At 41.6% G+C, this 24646-nt stretch carries 21 protein-coding genes; 20 read left to right on the forward strand and 1 reads right to left on the reverse strand.

Annotated features, from left to right (window positions below):
- Positions 1-391: 391 nt before the first annotated feature.
- Positions 392-1573, reverse strand: a complete 1182-nt coding sequence (locus HXY43_RS05885) for an aldo/keto reductase (protein ID WP_290881096.1) — start codon at positions 1571-1573, stop codon at positions 392-394.
- Between the two features lie 1527 nt (positions 1574-3100).
- Between HXY43_RS05885 and HXY43_RS05890 the strand changes: the two genes are divergently transcribed.
- From HXY43_RS05890 to HXY43_RS05985, 20 genes are all read left to right on the forward strand, one after another.
- A complete protein-coding gene (locus tag HXY43_RS05890; RefSeq protein WP_290881099.1) occupies positions 3101-5143 on the forward strand; it encodes a nucleoside-diphosphate sugar epimerase/dehydratase in 2043 nt (680 codons plus the stop codon).
- 187 nt (positions 5144-5330) lie between these two features.
- Positions 5331-6626 (forward strand): oligosaccharide flippase family protein, encoded by a 1296-nt coding sequence (locus tag HXY43_RS05895; protein WP_290881102.1) that lies wholly within the window; start codon positions 5331-5333, stop codon positions 6624-6626.
- 67 nt (positions 6627-6693) lie between these two features.
- The gene (locus HXY43_RS05900) at positions 6694-7869 is read left to right on the forward strand and encodes a glycosyltransferase family 1 protein (protein ID WP_290881105.1); all 1176 of its coding nucleotides are present in this window, start codon (positions 6694-6696) and stop codon (positions 7867-7869) included.
- The gene (locus tag HXY43_RS05905; RefSeq protein WP_290881107.1) at positions 7832-9202 is read left to right on the forward strand and encodes an O-antigen ligase; all 1371 of its coding nucleotides are present in this window, start codon (positions 7832-7834) and stop codon (positions 9200-9202) included. Before HXY43_RS05900 ends, HXY43_RS05905 begins: the two co-directional genes overlap by 38 nt.
- Positions 9203-9295: 93 nt before the next feature.
- The gene (locus HXY43_RS05910) at positions 9296-10600 is read left to right on the forward strand and encodes a hypothetical protein (protein ID WP_290881109.1); all 1305 of its coding nucleotides are present in this window, start codon (positions 9296-9298) and stop codon (positions 10598-10600) included.
- 58 nt (positions 10601-10658) lie between these two features.
- Positions 10659-11828 carry a glycosyltransferase gene (locus HXY43_RS05915; RefSeq protein WP_290881112.1) on the forward strand — a complete coding sequence of 390 codons (1170 nt, stop codon included), beginning with the start codon at positions 10659-10661 and terminating at the stop codon, positions 11826-11828.
- The gene (locus tag HXY43_RS05920) at positions 11809-13026 is read left to right on the forward strand and encodes a glycosyltransferase family 4 protein (protein WP_290881114.1); all 1218 of its coding nucleotides are present in this window, start codon (positions 11809-11811) and stop codon (positions 13024-13026) included. Before HXY43_RS05915 ends, HXY43_RS05920 begins: the two co-directional genes overlap by 20 nt.
- Positions 13027-13411: 385 nt before the next feature.
- A complete protein-coding gene (locus HXY43_RS05925) occupies positions 13412-14089 on the forward strand; it encodes a sugar transferase (RefSeq protein WP_290881116.1) in 678 nt (225 codons plus the stop codon).
- A 32-nt stretch (positions 14090-14121) separates the two neighbouring features.
- A complete protein-coding gene (locus HXY43_RS05930) occupies positions 14122-14814 on the forward strand; it encodes a WbqC family protein (protein ID WP_290881119.1) in 693 nt (230 codons plus the stop codon).
- A 57-nt stretch (positions 14815-14871) separates the two neighbouring features.
- Entirely contained in the window at positions 14872-15540 is a 669-nt protein-coding gene (locus HXY43_RS05935) for a PIG-L deacetylase family protein (RefSeq protein ID WP_290881121.1), read from the forward strand.
- Positions 15541-15651: 111 nt separating this feature from the next.
- A complete protein-coding gene (locus tag HXY43_RS05940) occupies positions 15652-15987 on the forward strand; it encodes a hypothetical protein (RefSeq protein WP_290881124.1) in 336 nt (111 codons plus the stop codon).
- 116 nt (positions 15988-16103) lie between these two features.
- Complete coding sequence (locus HXY43_RS05945; protein WP_290881126.1) at positions 16104-16370, forward strand: acyl carrier protein; 267 nt, start codon at positions 16104-16106, stop codon at positions 16368-16370.
- A gap of 143 nt (positions 16371-16513) precedes the next feature.
- On the forward strand, positions 16514-16813 hold the full coding sequence (locus HXY43_RS05950; RefSeq protein WP_290881129.1) for a hypothetical protein: 300 nt from the start codon (positions 16514-16516) through the stop codon (positions 16811-16813).
- Complete coding sequence (locus tag HXY43_RS05955; RefSeq protein WP_290881131.1) at positions 16810-17535, forward strand: SDR family oxidoreductase; 726 nt, start codon at positions 16810-16812, stop codon at positions 17533-17535. Before HXY43_RS05950 ends, HXY43_RS05955 begins: the two co-directional genes overlap by 4 nt.
- Entirely contained in the window at positions 17532-18893 is a 1362-nt protein-coding gene (locus tag HXY43_RS05960; protein WP_290881132.1) for a class I adenylate-forming enzyme family protein, read from the forward strand. Before HXY43_RS05955 ends, HXY43_RS05960 begins: the two co-directional genes overlap by 4 nt.
- Positions 18890-19942 (forward strand): 3-oxoacyl-ACP synthase III family protein, encoded by a 1053-nt coding sequence (locus tag HXY43_RS05965; protein ID WP_290881134.1) that lies wholly within the window; start codon positions 18890-18892, stop codon positions 19940-19942. Before HXY43_RS05960 ends, HXY43_RS05965 begins: the two co-directional genes overlap by 4 nt.
- An 83-nt stretch (positions 19943-20025) precedes the next feature.
- Complete coding sequence (locus tag HXY43_RS05970) at positions 20026-20649, forward strand: acetyltransferase (protein WP_290881137.1); 624 nt, start codon at positions 20026-20028, stop codon at positions 20647-20649.
- Between the two features lie 103 nt (positions 20650-20752).
- The gene (locus HXY43_RS05975; protein WP_290881139.1) at positions 20753-21916 is read left to right on the forward strand and encodes a DegT/DnrJ/EryC1/StrS family aminotransferase; all 1164 of its coding nucleotides are present in this window, start codon (positions 20753-20755) and stop codon (positions 21914-21916) included.
- Between the two features lie 102 nt (positions 21917-22018).
- Positions 22019-24199, forward strand: coding sequence for a polysaccharide biosynthesis tyrosine autokinase (locus HXY43_RS05980; protein WP_290881142.1), 2181 nt, complete (start codon positions 22019-22021; stop codon positions 24197-24199).
- 91 nt (positions 24200-24290) lie between these two features.
- A complete protein-coding gene (locus HXY43_RS05985) occupies positions 24291-24602 on the forward strand; it encodes a GNAT family N-acetyltransferase (RefSeq protein ID WP_290881144.1) in 312 nt (103 codons plus the stop codon).
- The last annotated feature ends 44 nt before the right edge of the window (positions 24603-24646 follow it).

Here is a 24646-nt window from a genome sequence, read left to right on the forward strand (position 1 = left end):
GCTTTTGTGAGAATAGACTAAACTACAAAGTCAAATTCCTGGATTTCGGATTATGGTTTCGATATATTCAGTAAAATTACCACATTTATCTGAAAAGAGATGAAATAGCTTACTGAAACTTTAAGTTCTATAGATACTAAATTCTGCTATGTTCCCCAAGGAAGTTAACACCCCAACATACGCCGATTTGGATAGAGTACACCTCACCCCTATCTCCTCTCCTTGCTAAGGCTAAGGTGTATACATATCTTGGGGACTGGCTAGAGACCAGCCAATAAAGAGAGAGTCAAAAAGTCGTAAACCCTTAAAAAAGAGAGCCAGAAGGTAATCTAATATACATGAACAATGACAAATAACCAATGACCGATGACAAATGACAAATGACAAACAGTTAACTTTGTGACAAACGCTGGACTGCTTCACCACTCAACATTTGATGTGCTTGTGCAAGAAAGTGGGGAATTTTGTCAGCGTGGGGACTACGGTTTAGACATTGTTGCAAGTCTAGTTTATCCATTTGGTCTGCTTTATTACCAGGGAACCAATGACTACCATTGCCAAGCAGGTTGTAGCGCGTTTTGGCGTAGTCAAGCATATCATAGGCGATCGCTAAATTCCTCAGCCACAAAATCACCGGAATATTGACCTGACTAGGAGTTTGGTCGTAGGTAGGTAAGTTGAGATGCCAAGTTTTTACCCAATCTTCTCCCAAAATTGCTATGGCCTCTTGCTCTAAACGTGACAAAATTGGTAGCAGAATTTCCGAGGCGTTATCCAACAATTCTAAAGTTTTCAGGTGTTCATCAAAATCTTTTGGTCTTGCTGCACCTAGACTGAGAGTATGCACTTGGGAATGGCTGAGACAAAATAAATCATTAAACACCATTGGACTCAAAGGAGTGCAAAGTTTGACTAACTTTTGCGGAGGATCGTATAACTTACCTCCTTTATCAGATGGGCTAATGATAAACACACCCATATCGTGATGGGTAGCAGCTTCAATTGCAGACCAATTCCACTGATTAATGTAATACCAATGCAGATTAACGTAGTCGAATTGGTTGGTATGAATTGCTTGGATAATAATGTCTGTTGATCCGTGTGTAGAAAAGCCAATAAATCTAACTTTCCCCTGTGTTTGCAGTTTTCTTGCTACTTCCAGACAACCACCGGGACGGATACTGTAATCTAAGAATTCAGCATTGTTAATACCATGAATTCCCAACAAATCAACATAGTCTAATCGCAAGTTTCGTAGTGATTTTTCAAAATCGCGTTGAAATTCTTTTGCATCTGCCTTAGGACTGACTTTGGTCTGAACAATTAACTGTTCGCGAGGCAACTTTGGCAAAATCCGCCCCAACTGCATCTCAGAAGAACCATAACCACGGGCAGTTTCAATATGATTAATGCCTACTTCTATTGCCCGTCGAATTGTCGCTTCTAAATTTTCCTGGTTGTCACGGGGAATCTGCCACTGCGGCACATCCTTCCATTTATATTGGTATCTCATACCCCCACAGGAAAACACAGGCATCTGTAATTCTGTACGGCCAAATCTTCTGTATAGCATCAAAGGTATAGGTGTGAATAAACGTATTTATTGATTTGGTTGTTTGTTGTTTAGGACAACTACCAACCAATAACTAACCACAAATTCAATTTTAATTAAGTAGTTAGCTATGGAAGCGAATAGCCCTCAGCCCAAGTATGGAGTTTCGGGGTATGGGGGGTGTAGAGGAAATTATTTGAGGTGCGATCGCACTCGATCGTTCCTCTTATATCAAATCCGTTTACTAGTACATATAAACTAAGCACGGCTTTGCAAAAAAATTAGCGATTTTAAACGCAGAGATACACAGAGCTAGGTGCAGAGATTTGCAGAGTCTTTATGTAATAATTTTGTGTGCAAAATTATTGCGATGTTTTCAGATGATCCCGCAAGAAAATTCAAAGGATTCCCTAACCAAGAAGTATACGGAGACAAGGGATGAGCCTTAAATCCAGTCCAGGGAATCCTCCGAGTAAACTTAACACCCACTAAGAAGTTAACGGCTTCTGTTCTTCCTTCTCCTCTATCAAAAGAAGGAAGTAAAAGTTAAGTTTTTTGTATATGAGAATATATTTTGCTTTTCTTTCTAAAGTTAGTAGTGATTTCAGCTTGCTCTAGCTTGATAGATTAAGCTTTATCAGCCCTTCTGCCTCCAGCATAGCTGCCTTCTTCAATGTATTTGCGATCGCTATCTCAGTGCATATCGATGAACATTGAATACCAAACTTTAATTACAAACACGAGTAGCAACAAATGTAAATTTATTTAAATAAGCAAAAAAAATATTTTTATGATACTCTTATGATTGTTGAAAACCTGTTTTTCATATAGCGGTTTCCGACCTGGTGAGGTACGTTTTCAAAACTACTAACCTTGGTAAAAAAGATTTAAGTGTACCTCAGTTGCTTAATAAACGCTATAGAAATAAAAGGTTTACATATTATCTGGTTTTGAAAAGATAATGTAATTTTTGTTACCAGGGTGTGGGGTTTTCTAATGTCTACCAGAGTTTATTCTATTAACCTAAATAATGCGGATTGGCAGTTGCTCGAACCCTTACTGCCTAAGCTAAAATCTATTGGTAATCTGCAATAAGCATACTTACAAATAATAGTCAATAGAATTTTCTGTAAAAAAGTTCTCTGATTACATCAGAAGTAATTTCATTGTTGATCTGTTGACTTTTAGTAAGCTTTTGGAGAAACTCAATATAAATACTTTAGATGTAACTACTTGCCAGATATTTATTTCCAGGCTTCTCAGGCTATTGTTGATTACCCCAATATCCAACCCTAATTAAATAAGTGATTGTTAATGTACGGAGTTAGGCTTTGATGGTCTTAGCGATCTCAGTCTCTCCAAAGTTACCTTCTTTCTCTATGTCTGCTGTCTATTTACTAGTAAAGAAGGACGAATTGCAGAGATGGTATAACCAAAATTAGCAACCGTTGTCTTTAGGTGAATTGACTATATTTACTCGGTTTTGAGTTTGGTTGTTTCTACCCAAGCCAGATGCTTGTGCAGATTGCACTGGAGGTTTTTATAATTATGAATTTCTCATTCAGATTTTCTCACTTCATGCGAGATTCGATTAACACTTTATTGTGTCAATTGCTGAAGCTGAGAAACCATCATTTTTTGATTTTTGATATTATTGTTTTTCTAATCACACCATTCTTAGCGCTGTTTTTGCGTTTAGATGGCAATCTTGTTGTGGAATCATACATACCGGATCTAGCAAATGCCACAATACTGTTTTTAATAGTAAAACTAAGTGTATTTTGGAGTTTTGGTTTTTATAAGCGTTATTGGCGTTATGCAAGCATTGAGGAACTGACATACATTGCCATGCTAGTAACGGCTACAGTGGTTTTCCAAACCCTGTTATTTAATTCTCTTCAATACATACCGCATGTTGCTATAGAAAAACTGCCACGATCGCTGCCGTTTATTGATGGATTGCTTTCATGTATTTTCATAGGGGCGCTGCGTTTCAGTGTGAGGGCTGTGGAAAGAGTCTACCAAGGACGTGCATCATTCAAATCACGGGAACGGGTGTTGGTAGTGGGTGCTGGTAGTGCAGGCGTTTCCCTTGTGCAAGAAATGCAAAGAAATCCCCAACTAGGTTTTCATCCTGTTGCCTTCATTGACGACGATCCTCGAAAATTACACGCGCGCATTCGCGGCATACCTGTAGTTGGCGATCGCCACACAATTCCTGATGCCATACATTCACTGCAAATCCATAAAGTCATCATTGCGATGCCGACAGTTGCAGGACGAGTAATTCGGGAAATTGTCGATATTTGCAAAACAACAGGAACTCACACTTGCACTTTACCTGGCGTACATGAAATCCTCAATGGCCGTGTACGCGTAGATAGCATTCGCGATGTACGCATTGAGGATTTGCTCAGACGCGAACCCGTACAGACAGATATTGAGCGAGTTTCCCAATTTCTCAAAGGTAAGAAAACACTAATTACAGGTGCAGGTGGATCGATTGGTAGCGAACTTTGCCGTCAAATTTGCAAGTGCCGCCCAGCTGAAATGATGCTAATAGGACACGGAGAAAATTCTGTGTTCGTTATCCAGCAAGAATTAGAACAACTGATACAAGTGCTGAAAGAAGATGGGAAAGCACAACGATATACCCCGCGTATTTATGCCTTCATTGGCGATATTCGCGATCGCGATCGCCTTAAATACGCTTTTGAGAAATTCCAACCCGACGTGATTTTTCATGCAGCAGCGCATAAGCACGTTCCCCTCATGGAATTAAATCCACCAGAAGCAATCACCAATAACGTGCTGGGGACAAAAAATTTGCTGGACTTGGCACTGCAATACGATGTGAAACATTTTGTGATGATTTCCACAGATAAGGCAGTTAATCCCACCAATGTCATGGGGGCCAGTAAGAGAGTTGCCGAAATGTTGGTGTTGCAAGCCGCTAGAGAAAGCGGTAACCATTATGTTGCCGTGCGTTTTGGCAACGTTTTGGGGAGTCGGGGTAGCGTCGTTCCCACCTTCAAAAAACAAATTGCCGCAGGCGGCCCAGTAACAGTCACCCATCCCGAAATTTGTCGTTATTTCATGACCATTCCAGAAGCAGTGCAACTGGTTTTGCAGGCTACAGTACTTGGTCGCACTGGCGAAGTGTTAATGCTGAACATGGGTCAACCAGTGAAAATTGTTGATTTGGCAAAAGAATTAATTCGCCTTTCTGGATACGAAGTCAACAAAGATATTGAGATTGTATTCACAGGGTTACGACCAGGAGAAAAGTTATTTGAGGAATTATTGATTGCAGGAGAAGAATACGAACCAACCGAACACGCCAAACTACTTGTTGTCAAAAATGCCAGTCGAATTATTCCAGAAAATCTGGCTATTACAGTAGAAGCTTTATGCCAAGCATCAGCGAAAAACGATGCAAATTCTATCCTGTTTTTGCTTGAGCAACTGGTGTCAGGATATCAACCTAAATACTTAGAAAATAATTGGCATGTAAATAGTTCAATAAATAGTGCTGTTATGGCAAATACAAATGGGAATATGCTGGCAAAAGTGAAACCAACAGGTGTGTAATCAAGTTTAGGACAATCAAAAAACTTGCTTAGTTCAAAGGAGTGAAATATATACGAATAGAAAAAATAATACAAGCTTTTTCGCTCTAGTTCCAAGACAAAAATAATTAGTTGGCTACCGAGTTTTAAATAATTGATCGAGAGATTTTGATACAAATTGAGACAATCACTAAGATATATGCAAGTATATGCAAGAAAGTAAGCCACTAACACTCCGTCGTAATTTCTCCTGGACTTTTATAGGTAATGCTGTCTACGCTGCTTGTCAGTGGGGAATGCTGGTAGTGCTGGCTAAATTGGGTAGTTCAGAGATGGTAGGGCAGTTTACCTTGGGATTGGCTGTCACAGCACCCGTAATTATGTTGACAAATTTGCAACTACGAGCCATCCAGGCAACAGACGCCAAAAAGCAGTATCTGTTTAGCGATTACCTGGGGCTGAGGCTGCTGAGTACGACACTAGCACTGATAGCAATTGCAACGATTACTCTGATATCTGGATACCAGTGGGAGACATCGCTAGTGATTTTGCTAGTCGGTTTAGCAAAGGCATTCGAGTCTATTAGCGATGTGTATTACGGGCTAATTCAGCAGCACGAACGGATGGATCGAATGGCGATGTCGCTGATGATTAAAGGACCATTATCCCTGCTGTTACTTGGTATGGGAATCTACATATCACACCATCTGGTAGGGGGGGTACTGGGGTTGATCTTGGCCTGGGCTGCGGTGCTTGTTGGTTACGACATTCGCAGTAGCATATTCATCCTCAACAACGGTACATCCGAGAGAGGGGCATTACACCCTCGGTGGAACCTTAAAACCCTCTCAAGACTGGTATGGCTAGCTCTGCCTATGGGTTTGGTAATGATGCTGATTTCGCTTAACGATAGTATCCCTCGATACATCATCGCCAGATACCTGGGTGAGCAACAACTCGGCATCTTTGCTGCTATGGCTTACCTGATGGTGGCAGGGAACATGGTGGTGCTTGCACTAGGGCAATCAGCCAGTCCGCGTCTGGCGAAATACTACGCGACGGGGGATCGCAAAGCTTTTAGCACCCTGCTCGTCAAGTTGGCAGGTATAGGTGCCGTACTAGGTGGTGTAGCTGTTCTAGTAGCTCTGATTGGAGGTCGGGAGCTACTAACCCTTCTGTACAAGCCTGAATTTGCTCAACAGGCGGATTTATTCGTGTGGCTGATGGTTGCTGCTGGCATCGGTTATGTTGCTTCTTTCCTAGGTTATGGCATGACAGCAGCCAGGTACTTCCGTATTCAAATTCCTTTGTTTGCTTCAGCTACGGGGATGTCAGCTGTAACTTGTCTGTGGTTAATTCCAACTAGAGGACTGCAAGCAGCTGCGATCGCGCTAGTTCTTTCAGCTATTGTCCAAATAGTTTTCAGTTTGGCAGTCATCGTTCATGCACTCTATAAAATTCCCGAACGCAAAGAAGTAGTTTCCATCTTAGAACTTAGAAATTAAATCTATGCAATCTGAAATCAAGCTATCTAGAGTGGTTCAAACCAGAAAGTTTGAAAGAGAGTCAACGATGACACCGGTTGATCGGCGGACTATCCATATCCTTCATGTTGTTAGTGGGATGGTTCGTGGAGGTGCCGAAACCTGGCTTATGCATGTCTTGCGACATATTGACCGAGATCGATTGCGGATGGACTTTTTGGTTCATACGACAGATCCTTTCGCTTACGACGAGGAAATCCGCGCTCTTGGTAGTCAAATTATCCCCTGTCCCCTACATCGCTGGAATCTTTGGAGCTATGCTACCAACTTTAAGCAAATCCTACACGAGTACGGGCCTTATGATGTCGTTCACAGCCATCTCCATCACTTTAGCGGCTATATTCTGAGGTTAGCACGGCAGGCAGGCGTGCCTTGCCGCATAGCTCACAGCCACAACGACACTTCCGCGCAGAAAGCAAAAACCGGATTGTATCGAAGCTTGTATTACAACATAACAAAAAGGTGGATTTCCCAAAATGCAACTATGGGTCTGGGATGCAGTTACCAAGCAACAACAGACTTGTTTGGTTCTGCTTGGAAAACAGACCCCCGTTGGCAGGTTTTTTACTGTGGCATTGACCCAACTCCATTTCAGCAGTCCGTTGATGCAGCTGTTGTCCGCGCTGAATTCAAAATTCCTGAAGATGCTTTTGTTATTGGTCATGTTGGCAAATTTGATCAACAAAAGAATCATCAGTTTTTGGTGGACATCGCGGTAGAGTGTGTCCAGCGAGAACCGAAAATGCGGCTTTTGCTGGTGGGTGACGGTCTACTACGCCCAGAAATCGAGGCTAAGGTGCAAAAGGTGGGGCTGGTTGACCATGTTATCTTTGCAGGTGTCCGACCTGACGTACCCCAACTGATGGGGAGTGTTATGGATGTATTCCTCTTGCCGTCCCTCCACGAAGGGCTACCCTTAGTTTTGCTGGAAGCACAGGCGGCAGGACTACCCTGCCTATTCTCAGATGTCATTACAGAAGAAGTCAAGGTAGTCAAGCCCCTGATGCGGCAACTCTCACTATCAAAATCAGCTTCCATATGGGCTGAAGCAATCTTAGCTATGCAGCAGGTTAAGTCAGAAAATAATCAAGCAAAAGCCATCATGCAAATTCAACAAAGTCCATTTAATATTCAGGCTGGCTGTAAGGAATTGGAGAAGCTTTACCTTGAAAAATCTACCTATGCAATTCAAAACAAACCCTAAATCTCTGGAGCAGAAAAATTATGCTGTTGCTTCACCATTAACGCTGCGACGCACGAAGGGATTATTTTTTGCTCTATGTTTCTACTTACTTTCCCAAAGCTTTACGATTCCTCTTTTACCTATTGGTACATGGGCTATATGGCCTAATTTATCGGACTTCGCGGTTGGTCTGCTTGTATTAATGTTTTTGCTCAATTTTCGGTGTGTTTCGCCGGCATCACATGCTAATAAAAGGATATTTTTGATTCTTGTACTTGTTCTTTATGGAAGTATATTGTCATACACATCATATTTAGCTTGGGTTGACAAGGATGCCTCAGGCATTAAGTTTGGTATTTTCCAAATCTATCGATTGGTAGAGTTTATTAGTATCTTTTGGATAACTGCACATATTCCTCTCACACCAGAACGCATAAATATTTTAAGACGTATTATTGATTTTGTTTTAGTATTCGTTTGTCTGGGAATTATACTGACATTTTTTTCGATTCTACCCCTAGCAACACTGACAGCACATTTACCTCAAAGTCCGGATGTGGCTGGTCCCTGGAGCAGGTATATTCCCGAACGCTTTGGGGATGGCTGGGGAACCATAGGTTACAACCATGCCTATGGAGGAATTCAGGTTCTGATGATCGTGAGTCTGAGAATACACTTAACCTTTGCTCAAAAAGAGATATCCGATAATATATTTCTATTTCTATCTATCTTGGCCTCTTTTTTAACTGGGTCACGAGCTGGTTTGGCAGGAATGCTAGCATTTGCAACGATATATTGGTTCAAAAAACCAACTTATGCAGTAATGATACTCGTAACTTCAGTTTTGGGAAGTATTCCTGCAATAATGTTTGGACAAATGATGATTTCGCTATTCAATCAAGAGAATTACAATCCAGATGAAGATTCGATTTTTGACCGTCAAAAAACATTATTGAACGCAAATAATTCTGAAAACTTGAGTGGTCGAGATGAAATTTGGCAGGAACGGATTGATTTCTTAGATGAAGATCCCAGTCGATGGTTTTTGGGAACGGGTTTTGGGAGCGCAGTAGATTCCGGTGATAATGCTCACATGCTTTTTTTGCACATCATTCTAGAAACTGGCATAGTTGGATTACTTTGCTTTGGAATTCTATTTGCTCAAATACTTATCTTTTTGTATAGATGTGAATCGGGGATAAAATCAATCTTTTGGGTAACTGTTACTTTTTTGCTGACATCACTAACACAAGAAAATTTTTATCCTGTCCCCGCTTTAGGACATTTCATAGGTTTTTACCTTTGTTCTGTAGCAATTGCCTTACGGGGGAGAAGTCAAGCTAATTGTTCATAAGGGCACAATCTCATCACCTTTGCAATTGTTAATGTGTGATGACACCTGAGGCTTAGTCACGATAACTTTTCCAATCTATTTGGAGTAGAACATTTGAAAATATTCCCAGGTAAAGTTTTCAGAAAATCATCATCTGCTATAAAAGCAGTACCTAAGTTTTTAAATATGTTCTTAGTTAATCAGAACAGTAGAGCTAAATTTGAGTATATGGCTAATATCAAGAAAAAAATAATCAGTCAGTTATTTAGTAGGAGGCTTCACAAATGGATGTTGCTTTTATTTATTTTCTTTGTTTCACTTTCCGTCTATTTTACTTTATTATTTTTAACTAATAACACCCTACATACTGATGAAAATAAACCCTTTTCTAAGAGTAATATTATAGTTGATGGTAAGCCATTTTTTCCTTTTGGCTTTTATTATTACTACTACAATTCCTTGACTCCTACCCATCGAACAAAGGCACTGCATGAAATTGCTGATGCAGGATTCAATACCTTAGTTCTTTTTTGGGATAAACTAGATGACTACAATCAATTTCTTGACGATGCAAAGCGACTTGGTGTTTATGTTATCACCGATCTTGAGGATACTAACTCCCCTTTTGCTGTTGTAGATCAATTTAAAGATAAATCGGCTGTTTTGGGTTGGTTTATTGCTGACGATGTAGGTGTTCCTGGTAGAGCCAGCAATGTCAAAATATTTGACTTTCACAGACAAGTCAAAACTCACGATCCTGAACATTTTACTTACGCCAGTGTTGGCGAACCGAAGAAATTACCAGATTATGCTCATGTTGCTGACCTAATTGGCTGTCAGATTTATCCGATCCGAAAAAAACGACCTGATTTGTTCGGTGAGGTTAATAATGTTTTGAACTCTGTCCGACCTGTGTCAGATGAGCGCGATCGCCTGCTGATTGCAAATTTGCAAACCTTTAGCTGGCAAGGAGATCGCTGGCCAACAGCTGCAGAGGTTTACAACATGACTTACCAAGCATTGCTGGCTGGCGTTAAAGGAATTATCCTCTACACTTACCTCGATGAAGAAAACTATATAAGGGAAGAGCCAGAAGTCTGGAATATGGCAAAATCTCTGGTTCCCGAAATCAACAAGCTTAGACCAATATTGTTAAGCGGTTCCTTAAGAAAGATAGATACTCAAATTGATAATGTGTTGGCTGGACAGTGGACGTATGGCAGTAGTGTTTATGTAGTTATCCTCAATACCTCCCTCACAGAAACAACAAAAGTTTCCATTACAATTCCTGCAAAGGTAACAGGCTCATTAAAACCACTATTTCACAATCGTCCGTCTGGCATGGTCTTGAAAAGTGGAAAACTAACTGGTTCGCTCAAACCTAAAGATGTCCATATCTATGAATTATCTCAAAATTGAGTTAGAGACTGAGACGATTAAATAAATCAAGCTATTAAGTAAGGAGGAAACAGCCGAGATGGATAGCTTTGATCGAAGAAGAGAAAGACCGACTATTGTACTGAATATTGCACCAATTACAGATAAAAACATTGCCGGATTAACAGTTTCTGTACCTTCCTTAACTAAGGCACTTCATCAGGTAGGAGTGAAAACCGGACTATTAACAACCACATGGTCTGGTCGTTATAGTAAACCAGAACCATACCAAGTCATTTCTATAAAAGATCTTCCCTTACATAATACAATTGCAGCATTACCAGAACCTTTAAATCAACCCGATCTACTTGTTTTTCACAGTACTTACATACCAGTGCATGCTCTGCTCATCTACGAAGCCTTCCACAGGAAAATTCCCTATATAATTTGTCCTCGAGGTGGAATGACAAAGGGAGCGCAGCAGGTAAAAAGATGGAAAAAAATGGCTGGAAATATTGCATTTTTTAAGTGGATGGTGCGCCATGCTATGGCATTACACTGTTTAACAGAGCAGGAAGCTGCTGATGTAAAAGCATGGAATCGTCCAGTTTTTGTGGTGGGGAATGGAGTAGATATACCACCAGTTGAAGCGTTGGCAAACCCTGGAAAGAAGACGGAATTAGAGTTTGTCTTTTTAGGACGTTTAGATATCAATCATAAAGGTTTAGACCTTTTGTTAGAAGCCTGTGCAATGATTCAAGAAGATTTGAGAGATGCGAAAGTTAAGATCGGTTTATATGGCCCTGATGTAGCTGGCGTAACGGGGAGTAAGACCAGGCTTGAGCAGATCGTAAAGGCTTATCAAATTCAGGATATTGTGAGTCTGCAAGATCCTGTTTGGGGGAAAGCTAAACAAGCGGTTCTCCAGGGTGCAGACTTATTTCTGCATACCTCGCGTTATGAAGGACATCCCGTAGCAGTCCTAGAAGCTCTGTGTTTCGGAGTGCCTTGTCTTCTCACACCAGGTACTAATGTTGCAGCAGAGGTAGCTGCCGCTGGGGCTGGATGGGCAGTTGAAGCACAGCCATCAGCGATCGCAAGCGGTATACGCAGGGTTCTCGCAGAACGCCCTCATCTTCCGATCAGGGGACAAGCTGCACGGAGATTAGTTGAAGAGAAATATGCTTGGGATCGGATCGCTTCACAGTTGCTTAAGGAGTATATGAAGTTATTAGATTCAGGTAAGGAAAATGCATGTTGTAATTGTTAATCCGTACGATTTTCTGCCTTGGGAAAGTAATCGACGCTATCGATATAGCATGTTAGCTGCTGAACTGGCTCTGAGAGGTCATCGAGTCAGCTGGATTACTAGTGATTTTTTACATGTTACTAAGCAATACAGGAAACAGCCAACATCCGATCGGAACCAGGATTTGCGAGCAGTATTTGTTCATGTACCTCCGTATTATAGAAATGTTTCTCTGCGTCGTATTATTAACCATCGAGCTTACGCACGTGGAGTTTTAGATTCTCTCAAGTCATTGCACGTATCGGAACCTATTCATCTAGTTGTGGCAAGTATTCCTCCCACTGAGTCAGCTCGTGTTGCTATGGAATTTTGTGCTGAAACGGGTATATTAGGGCTGGTGGATATGCAAGATCCCTGGCCGAGAGATCTTGAGTCTTTTTTTCCTAAATCGATCAGAAAGTTTCTGAGTAGCCTTCTACTCACGTCTTTCAGACAAGATGTGAAAATAGCTGCCAATCTCGCTTCTGGGCTAGTTGCAATCTCTCCAGAATCTTTAGATTATTTAGCAAGTTTTCGCAACCATCAAAATCCGCTTACACAAGCATCATTTACTTTGGGGTTTGATACTCAGGAAGTTCAGATCCCAGAGAAAGAACCGCCAAACAAATCCAGTTCTATCATCGCCTCTTACATAGGTACCTTTGGCTACTCTTATGATTTAGAAACCGTAGTTCGCTCTGCAGATATCTGTGCCAATAAAAATATTCAATTTATTCTGATTGGAGATGGACCAACCTACAGTTCGGTAAGGAAACTTGCAGAGGATCTAGGTTTGACAAACGTTACTTTTACAGGCCGCATCCCCTTTGATAGCGCCCTTCCCATACTACTTAAATCAGATATAGGTTTGGTACCCTATGTTGCAGCCTTTCCACCAAATACAGTCAATAAGACATTTGAGTATCTTTTCTTGGGTCTTCCAGTCATCTCTTCTTTAAGAGGGATGTTTGAACAAGATTTGCAAGAATTTAAGCTAGGACTACAGTATGAAGCGGAAAATGCAGATTCTTTAGCAAATGCTCTGCTTTACTTAAACGAAAACCGCCATCTATTAAATGAAATGGGAAAAAGGTGTCTGGAATACGCAAAAACCAATATGGATGGGAAGAAAATATATGAAAAATATGCGGATTTTATAGAGGAATTATTTGCAGCTTGATAGCTACAAATGACACTTGATGAACAAGAAACAAAAAAGTTGGACAAATTAGGTGATAGAGAGATTCATCTATAGGAATTCGGTTTGATTTTTATGAATTAGCTATCAACATTTTTACAGATAGTTGCGATCGGCAACGATGTCTAACCTTGATGATTACGTTAGTTCTGGCTAAATGTTAACGTTGTGCAAAGCCAGACTCAGAGTGCTTTGCAAATTTTTGGACAAGTCTAGTGATTTCTTGGCAATACCATCTTTGATTTTTTGAAACTTCAGAAGTAGGTCGCTTTTTCAAAAATTAAATAGGAATTCTATAGAACAATCAAAGTTCATTAAGGTATTAGTTTTCAGCGATAAATGTAATTTGCAGTACCAGGGTGAGCAGATGTTTACTGAAGTGCGAATAGCAGACAAATTGAAAGAAGTTGAGCAAGCTTATCTTAAACAACGGAAAGGCATGCAAGTGCAATTGGTGCTCAAACGCCTGTTGGATGTTGCGATCGCCAGCATAGCGATTCTTATCCTATTGCCTGTTTTCCTTGCAATCGCCTTGTTAGTCAGGCTCAGTTCCCCCGGCCCCATTTTGTTCCGCCAGGAGCGGCTGGGCAAATTGGGCACCACGTTTACAATTTACAAGTTCCGAACAATGGTTGATGGTGCCGTCAATATCGGCGCCGGGCTGAATACCTTCAAAGGCGATCCGCGCATCACCCCGGTTGGTAAATTCTTACGCGAATACCATCTGGATGAACTACCCCAACTATTCAACGTTCTCAAGGGCGACATGAGTTTGGTGGGGCCCCGCCCCCTATTGCCCCTGGAATTGCCCAAATATAGCGATCGCCAGAAACGCCGTCTATTGGTCTCTCCCGGCATTACTGCCTGGGAAGCAGTCAATGGCGGCTTGGACAACACTCGTGAACAAAGAATTGAACTCGATCTCTGGTATGTCGATCGCTGGAACTTCTGGATCGATCTATTGATTTTGGCACGTACAATTCCGGTCGTGCTTCGCAAGGAAGGAGTGTACGCAAAAGCTCCCTCTTCTCAAACTTCAGACTAATCCTCCCTTCTACCCACTGTTTGTCCTCCATTATGGTCATTGCAGCAATTCACCAACCCCAATATTTGCCCTACCTAGGCTTTTTCCACAAACTGGCAGGCTGCGACATCTTTGTAGCAATGGACAATGTCCAATTCCAGCGTCGGGGAGTTCAAAATCGCAGCAAAATCAAAACCAAACAGGGTGAACAATGGCTGACAGTTCCTGTTTGTCACTGCACCCGCGACGAAGAACGCATCAACGAAATGCTGATAAATCTGGAACAACCCTGGGTTCAGAAACAATGGGGCAGCATTATTACTAACTACTCCAAAGCTCCCTATTTCGATCGCTATGCACCTGAACTCCAAGACATTCTGAATCGCGAGTGGACTTACCTCTGCGACCTAGACATGACTCTGATCCAGTGGGTGATGGATCAGTTGCAAATTAAAGTTCCAATTGTTAATCTATCCACACTGAATGTAGAAGGTAGCAAGAGCGAACTGTTAATTAATGCTTGCAAAGCGGTTGGAGCAGATACCTATCTGTCTGGTTCTGGTGGCAGGCGATATATGGATTTAGAGGCATTTGATGCGGCAGAAGTCAAGATCCTGTGGCAGGAATTTGACTTTCCGACTTACAAACAGCTGTTCCCAGAACTAGGCTTCATTCCCTACCTGTCTATCCTAGATACCCTATTCTGCTGGGGCCCAGAAACCAAGATGTTTCTAGCACCTAGCTGAGCAAAAGATTTCTGACCCCTAATCTCCCATTCAAACAACCCTAATTACAGTGAGGCTATGAAGAGTAAAGTATTGGTTGTTGCGCCTCATCCGGATGATGAAGTCCTCGGCTGCGGCGGCACCATTGCACGCCATACAGTTCAGGGCGATGAAGTACATGTTTTAGTAGTAACCCGTGGTGCTCCAGATATTTATTCATGGGAAGCTGTGGAAAAAGGTCGCGAAGAGTTACGGGCAGCGCATACTCTATTGAAAGTATCTGGTATTCATTTCCTGGATTTTCCAGCTCCAAAACTAGATACTATCCCCGGATACAAATTAGCTGATGCTATTGGCGAGGTTATTCGTTCTGTTTGCCCCAATATTCTTTACTTACCTCATCGAGGTGATATTCACGCCGACCATCAAGTTGTGTACCAGGCAGCATTGGTAGCTGCTCGTCCTATCAATGGTTGCTCTGTGAACCAGATCCTCTGTTATGAAACCCTTTCAGAGACAGAATGGTCAGACCCTTTTGGGGATTCAGCGTTTATCCCTACGGTCTTTGTAGACATCACAGACTATTTGGACTACAAGCTCAAAGCAATGAACTGCTATCAGAGTCAGCTCAAACAACCACCCCATCCTCGCTCTTTACAGGTTATTGAAGCCTTAGCCAGGCTGCGTGGCGCCACCGTGAGCCTACCAGCGGCAGAAGCATTCATGCTTGTACGCGAGATCGTTTAGATGATTTGAACCAGCTAAATCTATGGATCTGGAGCTGATGGAATGTATGGTTATTTCTGGGCGAGGTAGGAATGGGTCATTAGCAAGTTTTTTGCAATGTTGAAAAGTGCTATGACAAAGTTGATTAAAAAAAAGGAGGTTTCTCTTGTACTTTCGGTGGAAAAGGTGGGGGTTACTGTTAGCTTCCTATCAATTATCGATCCAGAAGCCCTGCGCCATAAGAGTTCCATAATTCATCAAATCTACTTATCACCACAAAATCAAGAGAACCAAAAAGAAATACTCAAACGATTGAATGAGGTCGTTCCCTGGAAATCATTTTGTGAACTCCTAGATAGTGTCCACGATCAGCCTTGTAAAAGTAGGATTGAGCATCAAGCGATAGATGTGATTGTAATGTTTATTGACATTGCAATTGATATTGCAACAGTTTCACAACATCAGTAATGAGGAATTGAAAATCAATTCAATAGCCGCCGATCGTTTATTTGCTATCTAATTCACAGAACTCAGTAAATTTTCAAAAAAGCGTTACAAGAATATAAGCTAGCAAAGAGGAAAACATGATAAATCGTAAAGAACTGCTTGAAATTTTATGTGATGCTATGGATATTAGCAGTGAGAACATTACCGAAGACACAGTATTAGAAGAATTGGGAGAAGCTTGGGACTCAGTCGCCAGACTATCAGTAATCTCTGCCATCGATACTTACGCCAATCGAGTCATTTCATCCAATGCTTTAGTTGAGAGTAAGACGATAGGAGATCTCATTAATCTTGCCTTTGTCATGAACGAGGAGACAAATCAACTCGAAAGCAGCATCGGATAGAGTAAACAAGACTATTTTCTTCTTTGTGTCTTAGTGTCTTTGTGTTTCAAAAATGTTTTTTTCACCACTAAGACACAAAGACACCAAGAAAAATTCATCCAAGACGGTTCGGATAAGTATTTTGTTGCCTAAAGGAGAATGCAGTGTCAAACCTAAATAGAATAGAAGTTCTCGAAATAATCGAAAGAGCATTCAGGGAAGTTGGAGAGGAATCAGATATTCCTTTGCCTCAAGATATATGTGAGGAAACAAGAATTTTAGGAGGTAACTCACCTTTTGATTCTATGCATGTTGTTAACATTATTGTACTTGTAGAGGCAGGAGTTTCAGATACCTTTAATGTTGATATCACCCTTGCCAATGAGCATACTATGTCCCAGAGTAAAAGTCCTTTTAGATCTATTGGTACGCTGGCAGATTATATAGTAGGTGCTCTGAAATGAACCATGTTAAGAATAGTCTTTATCAAGACCGCATTGTTTTAATTACAGGAACCACTAAAGGCATTGGTTTTTATCTGGCAAAATGTTTTTTGGAGAAACAGGCTATTGTTTGTGGTTTCGCTCGTTCTGAATCTTTTTTGAGGCATGAGAGATACTACCATTATCAAGGCGATGTGACTAACATCGAAGATGTAACACGGGTCTTGCAAGAAGTAAGAAAAAAGTTTAGACGCCTGGATATACTTATTAACAATGCCGGGATAGCCTCTATGAATCCTTGCATTCTGATGCCAGAGACTAGCGCTAAAAAAATACTTGATATAAATATGCTTGGCGTTTTCAATATGTCGCGGGAAAGTGTCAAGCTGATGATGAAGGAGAAATACGGCAGAATCATCAATTTTAGTTCTGTCGCTGTTCCTATGCATATTGAAGGTGAAGCAATCTATGCATCGAGTAAGGCGGCTATCGAAGAATTTTCCAAAATTTTTGCTCGAGAGGTCGCTAGATATGGAATTACAGTCAATGTCATTGGACCTTCACCAATCATGACTGATTTGATTGCGAAAGTGCCTGAGGAGAAAATCCAAAACCTTGTTAAGCAGATGCCTTTAAGCCGTTTAGGTGAGTTTCGAGATGTGGAAAATGTTGTTGATTTCTTTGCTAGTGAGGCGAGTGACTACATTACAGGTCAGGTTATTTACCTTGGAGGTGTTTCATGAATAGCCTTGAGAGATTTTTGTCTGATTTTGGGGATTATGGTGACAAAACTGCCTTAATCTGGAATGAGCAGAACTATAGTTACACTTGGCTTTTAGATCGAATAAAGTACTGGTCTAATATTTTAGCTGATGAAGGTATAGAAAAATCTATCGTAGGTTTTCGAGGAGATTATTCTCCTGAGATTATAGCTTTGTTTTTTGCACTCATACAGTTAAAGAATATCTTGGTGCCTTTAGGTGGAAGTAATAAGGAAGAACAAAAAAGATATTTTGATATAGCAGATGTTCACTACATTCTGTCAATTGCCGATCGCGAAAGATTGGTGATTGAAGACCTCAAAACCAGCGTAGGGAATGCAGTTTTGACTGAATTTATGCAACGACAATCACCTGGAATTGTCTTATTTTCTTCTGGTTCTACGGGAACCCCAAAAGGGATGCTGCACGATTGTGAAAGGTTGCTATCTAAATACGTTAGGGGGAAAAAGGCTTTAACCACATTGGCGTTTTTAGCGCTGGATCACATCGGAGGAATCAACACGTTGTTGTACCAACTATCCAATGGTGGAACAACTGTGACAAACGATGATAGGAGACCAGAAACCATCTGCCGCTTAATAGAAAGCTATCAAATTGAGTTGTTACCAGTTTCCCCTACTTTTTTGAACCTACTTTTAATGTCAGAAGCTTACAAAGAGTATGATTTAAGTTCTTTGAAAATAATCAGCTATGGCACAGAAGTAATGCCTGAAAGTACATTACTCGCTCTGGCTAATGCTTTTCCTGGTGTAAGGTTAAAGCAGACCTATGGACTATCAGAACTAGGAATATTGTCCAGCAAAAGTGAAAGTTCTGACAGTAAATGGGTGAGCCTCGGTGGAGAAGATTACCAGGTGAAAATAGTAGACAATGTTTTATGGATAAAAACCAACTCAGCTATGGTTGGTTATTTGAATGCACCATCTCCGTTTGACGATCAAGGTTGGATGAATACAGGTGATGTCGTCGAAAGGAAAGGGGACTACGTCAAGATACTTGGCAGACAATCAGAGATTATTGTAGTAGGAGGATTAAAAGTCTTTCCACAAGAAGTAGAGGATGTCTTAGTTCAGATGCCTGAAATCGAGGAGGTAACAGTATTTGGGGAACCCAATGTCATTACAGGAAATGTAGTTGTTGCTGTAGTTAAGCCTTTAGATAGATCAATTGATGAACGAAAAATGAGAAAACTCATTCAATCGTATTGTAAACAGAGGTTGCAAAGCTATAAAATCCCGGTAAAAGTCTATTTTAATAAGAGCGAACATCACAATCATCGTTACAAGAAAATCCGTTCTAAAGTAATGCAGAAGCTATGAGCAAAACGGTAATTCCACATATAAGTATGCGGGGAATAGCAGTCGCTATTCCTCAAAAGATTGAAAGCAATAGTGAATTGTCTGGCTTATTAGGTCATCAGGAAATAGAACGGGTCAGCCAAACAATCGGCATTCACAACAGAAGAGTCGCACAAGTGGGGGTAACAGCACTGGATTTGATGCATCAGGCTGTAGAGGGTCTGTTTGAAGCTACAGGTACAAGAAGAGAAGATGTGGACTGTCTTATATCTATCACTCAGACTCCAGACTATCCAATTCCGGGAAATTCTTTCATATTGTGTCATCGGCTGGGACTGGAGCCAGGTATCTTTACGCTAGATATAAATGCTGGCTGTGCAGGATTTACACACGGTCTCGTTGTTCTAGGAAAACTCTTGGCAAGTAGTGACATTAGGTGCGGGGTGCTTGCTATTGGAGATACGCTGACAAGATTGGTGAATCCAAAAGATAAAACTGAGCGTTTGTTGTTTGGGGATGCGGCGGCTGCATGTCTTTTAGAGTTTGACACCAAAGGTAAAGGACTGACAGCTTGCTGGCGAACAATTGCCCATGATTATGACAAGCTAATTGTCCCTGCTGGTGGCATGAGAATGCCAACTACAAAGGAGACACAAATAGCAACCTTAAGAGAAGATGGAGCTTACAGAAGCGATAACGATCTGGCTATGGATGGAGCCGCCGTCTTCTCCTTTTCAATCAAAGAAGTGCCTGAAATCGTCAATTTTGCTTTGAAAAGTTGTGCTTTAAACAAAGACGATATTGATTTATTTTTGTTTCATCAAGCGAATACTTTTATGGTTGATTATATCCGCAAAAAATTAAAGCTGAGTGAAGAAAAAGTTCCCATATTTGTAGAAGGAATAGGTAATACGAGTGGTGCATCTATACCAATTGCTATCTGTCGCTATGCTTTAAGCCAAGGATTAGATAGGATCGGCGGTCGGCTCTGCCTTACCGGGTTTGGTGTAGGATTATCTCTTAGCACAATCATCATTGAGGTGGAAAATTTAATTGTGGCTTCCGTGTAATTTTTTATATAGATGATTTCGCTATTGCTATGTATTTTGCCAATTAGCTCGATTGTTGTGTTGCCAGGAAGCGAAAGAGGTACATGAGTAACCAAAAAATAGCGGTAATCGGAGCTGGAGGTCATGCCAAAGTGGTAGCAAGTACGCTGATTGCTGCGGGACACCAGGTAGTAGGTTTTTATGACGATGACCCGCAAAAGTGGGGAAGTTATATTTTTGACATCCCTGTAATTGGCCCGGTAAGTAAGTTGACCTCTCAAAGCTGTTCTCATGCAATCCTTGGTATAGGATCTAACGAAGTACGGAAGCGTGTGGCAGAACAGCTCGATCTTGAGTGGGCAACTGTGGTTCATCCCTTCGCTTGGGTTCACCCCGAAGTTTCATTAGGTGCAGGTACAGTCGTTTGCGCTGGTGCAATAGTTCAGCCTTATTCACAAATTGGTTCACACGTGATTATTAATACCAAGGCAAGTGTCGATCATGACTGTTGCGTAGGAGATTATGTACATATGGCTCTGTCTCATCTGGCGGGAGGTGCATCAGCAGATGAAGGCGCCTTTTTGGCGCTGGGCAGCATTGTATTTCCTGGTGTTCGCGTTGGAGCTTGGGCTACTCTCGGTGCGGGGTCAGTCGCCATGAAGGATGTTCCGCCAAGAACCACGGTGGCAGGGATGCCTGCTCGGGTGATTAGAGAAGCGCCGCAGTAGGCAGACATGTCTGAATGATTAAAGGTGTTGCTCAATAGGCTCAACTCAATTTGAGGGGTCTTCGGAGCTTTTCAAACAAATTATTTCTGGTTTAATTCAAATAGTGACTAAGCCAATTCTTCTTTCAACCCCCCATATGGGCGATCGCGAATTAGAATTTGTCAAAGAAGCCTTTGACACTAACTGGATTGCCCCTGTCGGTCCCCACGTAGATGCTTTTGAGCAAGAATTTTGTCAAGCAACTGGTGCTGGTCATGCAGCAGCTGTAAGTTCTGGCACGGCGGCTATTCATTTGGCTTTGCGATTACTTGGCATAGAAAGTGGCGATGAAGTTTTTTGTTCTACCCTGACGTTTGCGGCTACCGCCAACCCAATAGTCTATCAGGGAGCCAAACCAGTATTTATTGATAGCGATCGCACTTCTTGGAACATGAATCCCGATTTGGTGTGGGGAAAGTTCCAACGCTGCGCCAGGATGGGCAAATTGCCGAAAGCAGTTGTGCTTGTACACCTATATGGTCAAAGCGCAGATATCGATCCGATTCTAGAAGCTTGCGATCGCTATGGAATCCCCTTAATTGAAGATGCAGCCGAATCTTTAGGAGCTACCTATAAAGGACGTTCCCCCGGAACTTTCGGACGCATTGGCATTTACTCTTTCAACGGCAATAAAATTATTACTACCTCTGGCGGCGGAATGCTAGTTGCCAACGACGAACAGCTGGTAAGCAAGGCTCGTTTTTTAGCAACCCAAGCACGCGATCGTGCTCCTCATTATCAACACTCGGAAATTGGCTACAACTATCGCCTCAGCAACGTTTTGGCAGGCATTGGTCGGGGTCAATTGCGTGTTTTGAGCGAGCGAGTCGCAGCCAGAAGACGCAACTTTAAGATATACCAGCAGGGTTTAGGAAAGCTACCAGGAATAGAATTTATGCCGGAAGCTTGTTTTGGCAGAGCCACTCGCTGGCTGACTTGTCTGACAATAGATCCTCAGGCTTTTGGTGCCGATCGAGAACAAGTCCGCCTTGCCCTTGCCAAACAGCAAATTGAATCTCGTCCGGTGTGGAAGCCGTTGCACCTCCAACCTGTGTTTGCTGATTGTGAGTGTGTTGGCGGTGCTGTGTCAGAAGATTTATTTGCACGTGGTCTTTGTTTACCTTCTGGATCTAATCTCACAAACGAAGATTTAGAGCAAGTTATTAATGCAATTACAGCAGTTCATTACGATCGTGGTAAATCTCAAAATCATTTGTTCGTGCTTTAACAATAAGTTTACTTCATCAAAAATTTATCAATCGTTACAAGAAAGAAACTTTGTTAATTCAATATTAACTGAATTTAGCGATCGACAAAAATAAAAAATTTTATGGAAGTACAAGAATCTGCCTTTTCACTTGATAAATATTGGCTAATTCTGAAGCGCCGTTGGATACCTGCTTTAGTCACTTTTTTCCCTGTTTTCCTGATTCCAGTACTGTTTTTTTCTTTTTTAAAAAAACCTGCTTATTTAGCAGAAGGAAAGCTAAGGTTTCAAAGGACAAATACTACTTCGGTTCTTACAGGAGTAGGAACGGAAATCGGAAGATTAGAACCACTGGTGCAGGATAGTAGAACTAATCCTCTTTATACAGAGGCAGAAGTGATACGTTCTACTCCAATTGTGCAAGAAATTATCAACCAACTGAGCCTGACAGACAATCAACAGACACCCTTGAAAACCAAGGAATTTCTGAAAAGGCTTACCGTGAAAGACGTCAAAGGAGCCGATGTTCTACAAATTTCCTACAGGGATACTGAGCCAACAACAGCCGCGCAGGTTGTTAATACTCTGATGACTGTCTATCTAGAAAACAACGTATCCGATCATAGAAAGCAAGCTGCTACTGCCCGCAAATTTATACAAAAACAACTACCAAATGCTGAGTTTGTAGTTCGCCAAGCAGAAGCTGAACTAGCCAAATTTAAACAAAAGTACAAAGTTGTTTCCCTGCAAGAAGAAGCAACAAGGGGAGTAGAAGTCATAGCAGAATTACAACAACAAATTAGCGAAGCTCAATCTGAATTTGCCAATGCTGAAGCACAGTCTCAAGAAATCCGTAAAAGATTGGGTATGAACTCCCAGCAAGCGGTAACTATGACTTCCCTTAGCCAAACTTCAGGGGTACAAGATATTCTCAGAGAAATCCAACAGCTAGAGTCACAACTGGTAGCTAGGCGCATTGTTTTACAGGAAAATCATCCACAAATCATAGATTTAAAAGACAGACTGAAATCTTTAAACCGGCTAAAGCAACAACGGATCGAACAGATTGTAGGAACAACTCAACCACAATTAAATCAAAACTTGCAGCTAGGACAGTTGCAACAGCAACTCTCTGCAAGGCTTGTAGAATTAGAATCAACCCGTTTAGGTTTAGCAAGTCAAGCCGCTGCTTTATCTAAATTACAAGCTGAGTACAAGCAACGGTTAAACAATCTGCCGAGATTGGAACAACAGCAGCGCCAGTTAGAACGTAAAGTACAAGCTGCGCAATCTACCTACTCACTTTTGCTACAAAAGCTAGAAGAAAGCCGCATAGCAGAAAATCAAAATTTAGGTAATGCCAGCATCATCTCTAAAGCCATAGTCCCTGAAGAACCTATTTCTTCTCCTATAGCTATGTACTTGAGTGCAAGCTTAATTGCCATTCTAGCAACCTTGGCGACTATTTATTTATTGGAAGCAAGAGATAAATCAATTAAAACGGTCGATGAGGCGAAGGATTTACTAGGACTGACTGTATTAGGGCTTATTCCTTCCTTTAGCAAGCCGAAAAAATCCATTCACGAAAAAGAAGAACCAGAGTTTTATAGCCAAAGGCTTATGATTCGAGATTTTCCTTGCTCACCCGTCAGTGAGGCCTACCGGATGCTGCGGGCTAATCTGAGGTTTATGAGTGCCGATAAAGAGTTAAAAGTTATCGTTGTCACCAGTTCTGTACCCAAAGAAGGTAAATCAACGGTAGCTGCTAATTTAGCTACAGTAATGGCACAGATGGAGCGTAAAATCTTACTAGTAGATGCAGATTTGCACCGTCCAATTCAACATAAAATGTGGGAATTGACAAACGATCAAGGTCTTAGCAATGTGATTGTCGGGGAGGCAGAAGTCAGGACAGCAATCAAAACCGCGATCAATAATTTGGATGTTCTTACTGCTGGCGTAATGCCTCCCTCTCCAGCTTCTCTGCTTGACTCCAAAAAAATGGCTGGGTTGATTGAAAGTTTTGCTACTACCTACGATTTCGTAATTATTGATGCTCCCTCATTAACGGTTGCTGCTGATGCTGCTACTTTGGGTCAAATGGCTGATGGTGTTTTGTTGGTAGTTCGACCGGAGGTAGTGGATTCTGTTAATGCTTTGTTTGCTAAAGAGTTTTTGGAAAAATCTGGTCAGAATGTCATAGGACAGGTGGTGAATGGAGTGATTCCCAATAATGAACACCACAGCTACTATTTTTTACAGGAATACTACCCACAAGAAAGTGCTAGGGTAACAGTTCAGTAAAAGTGATTGACAAAAGCAGCTTGGATGTGGGGGATGGAGCAAGCGGAAAACGCTATTCGGTAGCGATCGCTATGCACAGCGCGAAACTAGTATGCTCGATCCACGCCAAGAAGCAGCAAAGATTCGTGCTTTCTTCGTGCATCCAAACTGGGCACGCCAGGGGGTAGGCCGAGCATTACTGCACATATGCGAAGCCGAGGCTAAAGCAAACGGCTTTCACACACTCGAACTGATGGCAACACTTCCAGGTGTCAAACTATATCGCGCACTTGGGTACATTGGCAGCGATCGCGTTGTATATAAGATTAGCGATGGCATCGACATTGAATTTATCAGAAAAATGGGTTTAAAACCTCGCCCTTCTAGGGCGACTTTACTTTTGTATGCCTTTAGTTTACCATAGTAGATATAGTTTGGTAAGCACAGTGTTAAAAGCCTACAAGTACA

This window comes from Fischerella sp. (genome assembly GCF_013388695.1).
GTDB lineage: Bacteria > Cyanobacteriota > Cyanobacteriia > Cyanobacteriales > Nostocaceae > PCC9605.

What these genes read in the sequence shown, in the direction of transcription:
- HXY43_RS05955 (WP_290881131.1), top strand. Translation starts at nt 16,810, where the DNA reads ATGAACCATGTTAAGAATAGTCTTTATCAAGACCGCATTGTTTTAATT.
- HXY43_RS05930 (WP_290881119.1), top strand. Translation starts at nt 14,122, where the DNA reads ATGGTCATTGCAGCAATTCACCAACCCCAATATTTGCCCTACCTAGGC.
- HXY43_RS05970 (WP_290881137.1), top strand. Translation starts at nt 20,026, where the DNA reads ATGAGTAACCAAAAAATAGCGGTAATCGGAGCTGGAGGTCATGCCAAA.
- HXY43_RS05920 (WP_290881114.1), top strand. Translation starts at nt 11,809, where the DNA reads ATGCATGTTGTAATTGTTAATCCGTACGATTTTCTGCCTTGGGAAAGT.
- HXY43_RS05985 (WP_290881144.1), top strand. Translation starts at nt 24,291, where the DNA reads ATGCTCGATCCACGCCAAGAAGCAGCAAAGATTCGTGCTTTCTTCGTG.
- HXY43_RS05965 (WP_290881134.1), top strand. Translation starts at nt 18,890, where the DNA reads ATGAGCAAAACGGTAATTCCACATATAAGTATGCGGGGAATAGCAGTC.
- HXY43_RS05980 (WP_290881142.1), top strand. Translation starts at nt 22,019, where the DNA reads ATGGAAGTACAAGAATCTGCCTTTTCACTTGATAAATATTGGCTAATT.
- HXY43_RS05940 (WP_290881124.1), top strand. Translation starts at nt 15,652, where the DNA reads ATGACAAAGTTGATTAAAAAAAAGGAGGTTTCTCTTGTACTTTCGGTG.
- HXY43_RS05895 (WP_290881102.1), top strand. Translation starts at nt 5,331, where the DNA reads ATGCAAGAAAGTAAGCCACTAACACTCCGTCGTAATTTCTCCTGGACT.
- HXY43_RS05945 (WP_290881126.1), top strand. Translation starts at nt 16,104, where the DNA reads ATGATAAATCGTAAAGAACTGCTTGAAATTTTATGTGATGCTATGGAT.
- HXY43_RS05890 (WP_290881099.1), top strand. Translation starts at nt 3,101, where the DNA reads ATGAATTTCTCATTCAGATTTTCTCACTTCATGCGAGATTCGATTAAC.
- HXY43_RS05900 (WP_290881105.1), top strand. Translation starts at nt 6,694, where the DNA reads ATGACACCGGTTGATCGGCGGACTATCCATATCCTTCATGTTGTTAGT.
- HXY43_RS05960 (WP_290881132.1), top strand. Translation starts at nt 17,532, where the DNA reads ATGAATAGCCTTGAGAGATTTTTGTCTGATTTTGGGGATTATGGTGAC.
- HXY43_RS05925 (WP_290881116.1), top strand. Translation starts at nt 13,412, where the DNA reads ATGTTTACTGAAGTGCGAATAGCAGACAAATTGAAAGAAGTTGAGCAA.
- HXY43_RS05935 (WP_290881121.1), top strand. Translation starts at nt 14,872, where the DNA reads ATGAAGAGTAAAGTATTGGTTGTTGCGCCTCATCCGGATGATGAAGTC.
- HXY43_RS05915 (WP_290881112.1), top strand. Translation starts at nt 10,659, where the DNA reads ATGGATAGCTTTGATCGAAGAAGAGAAAGACCGACTATTGTACTGAAT.
- HXY43_RS05885 (WP_290881096.1), bottom strand. Translation starts at nt 1,573, where the DNA reads ATGCTATACAGAAGATTTGGCCGTACAGAATTACAGATGCCTGTGTTT.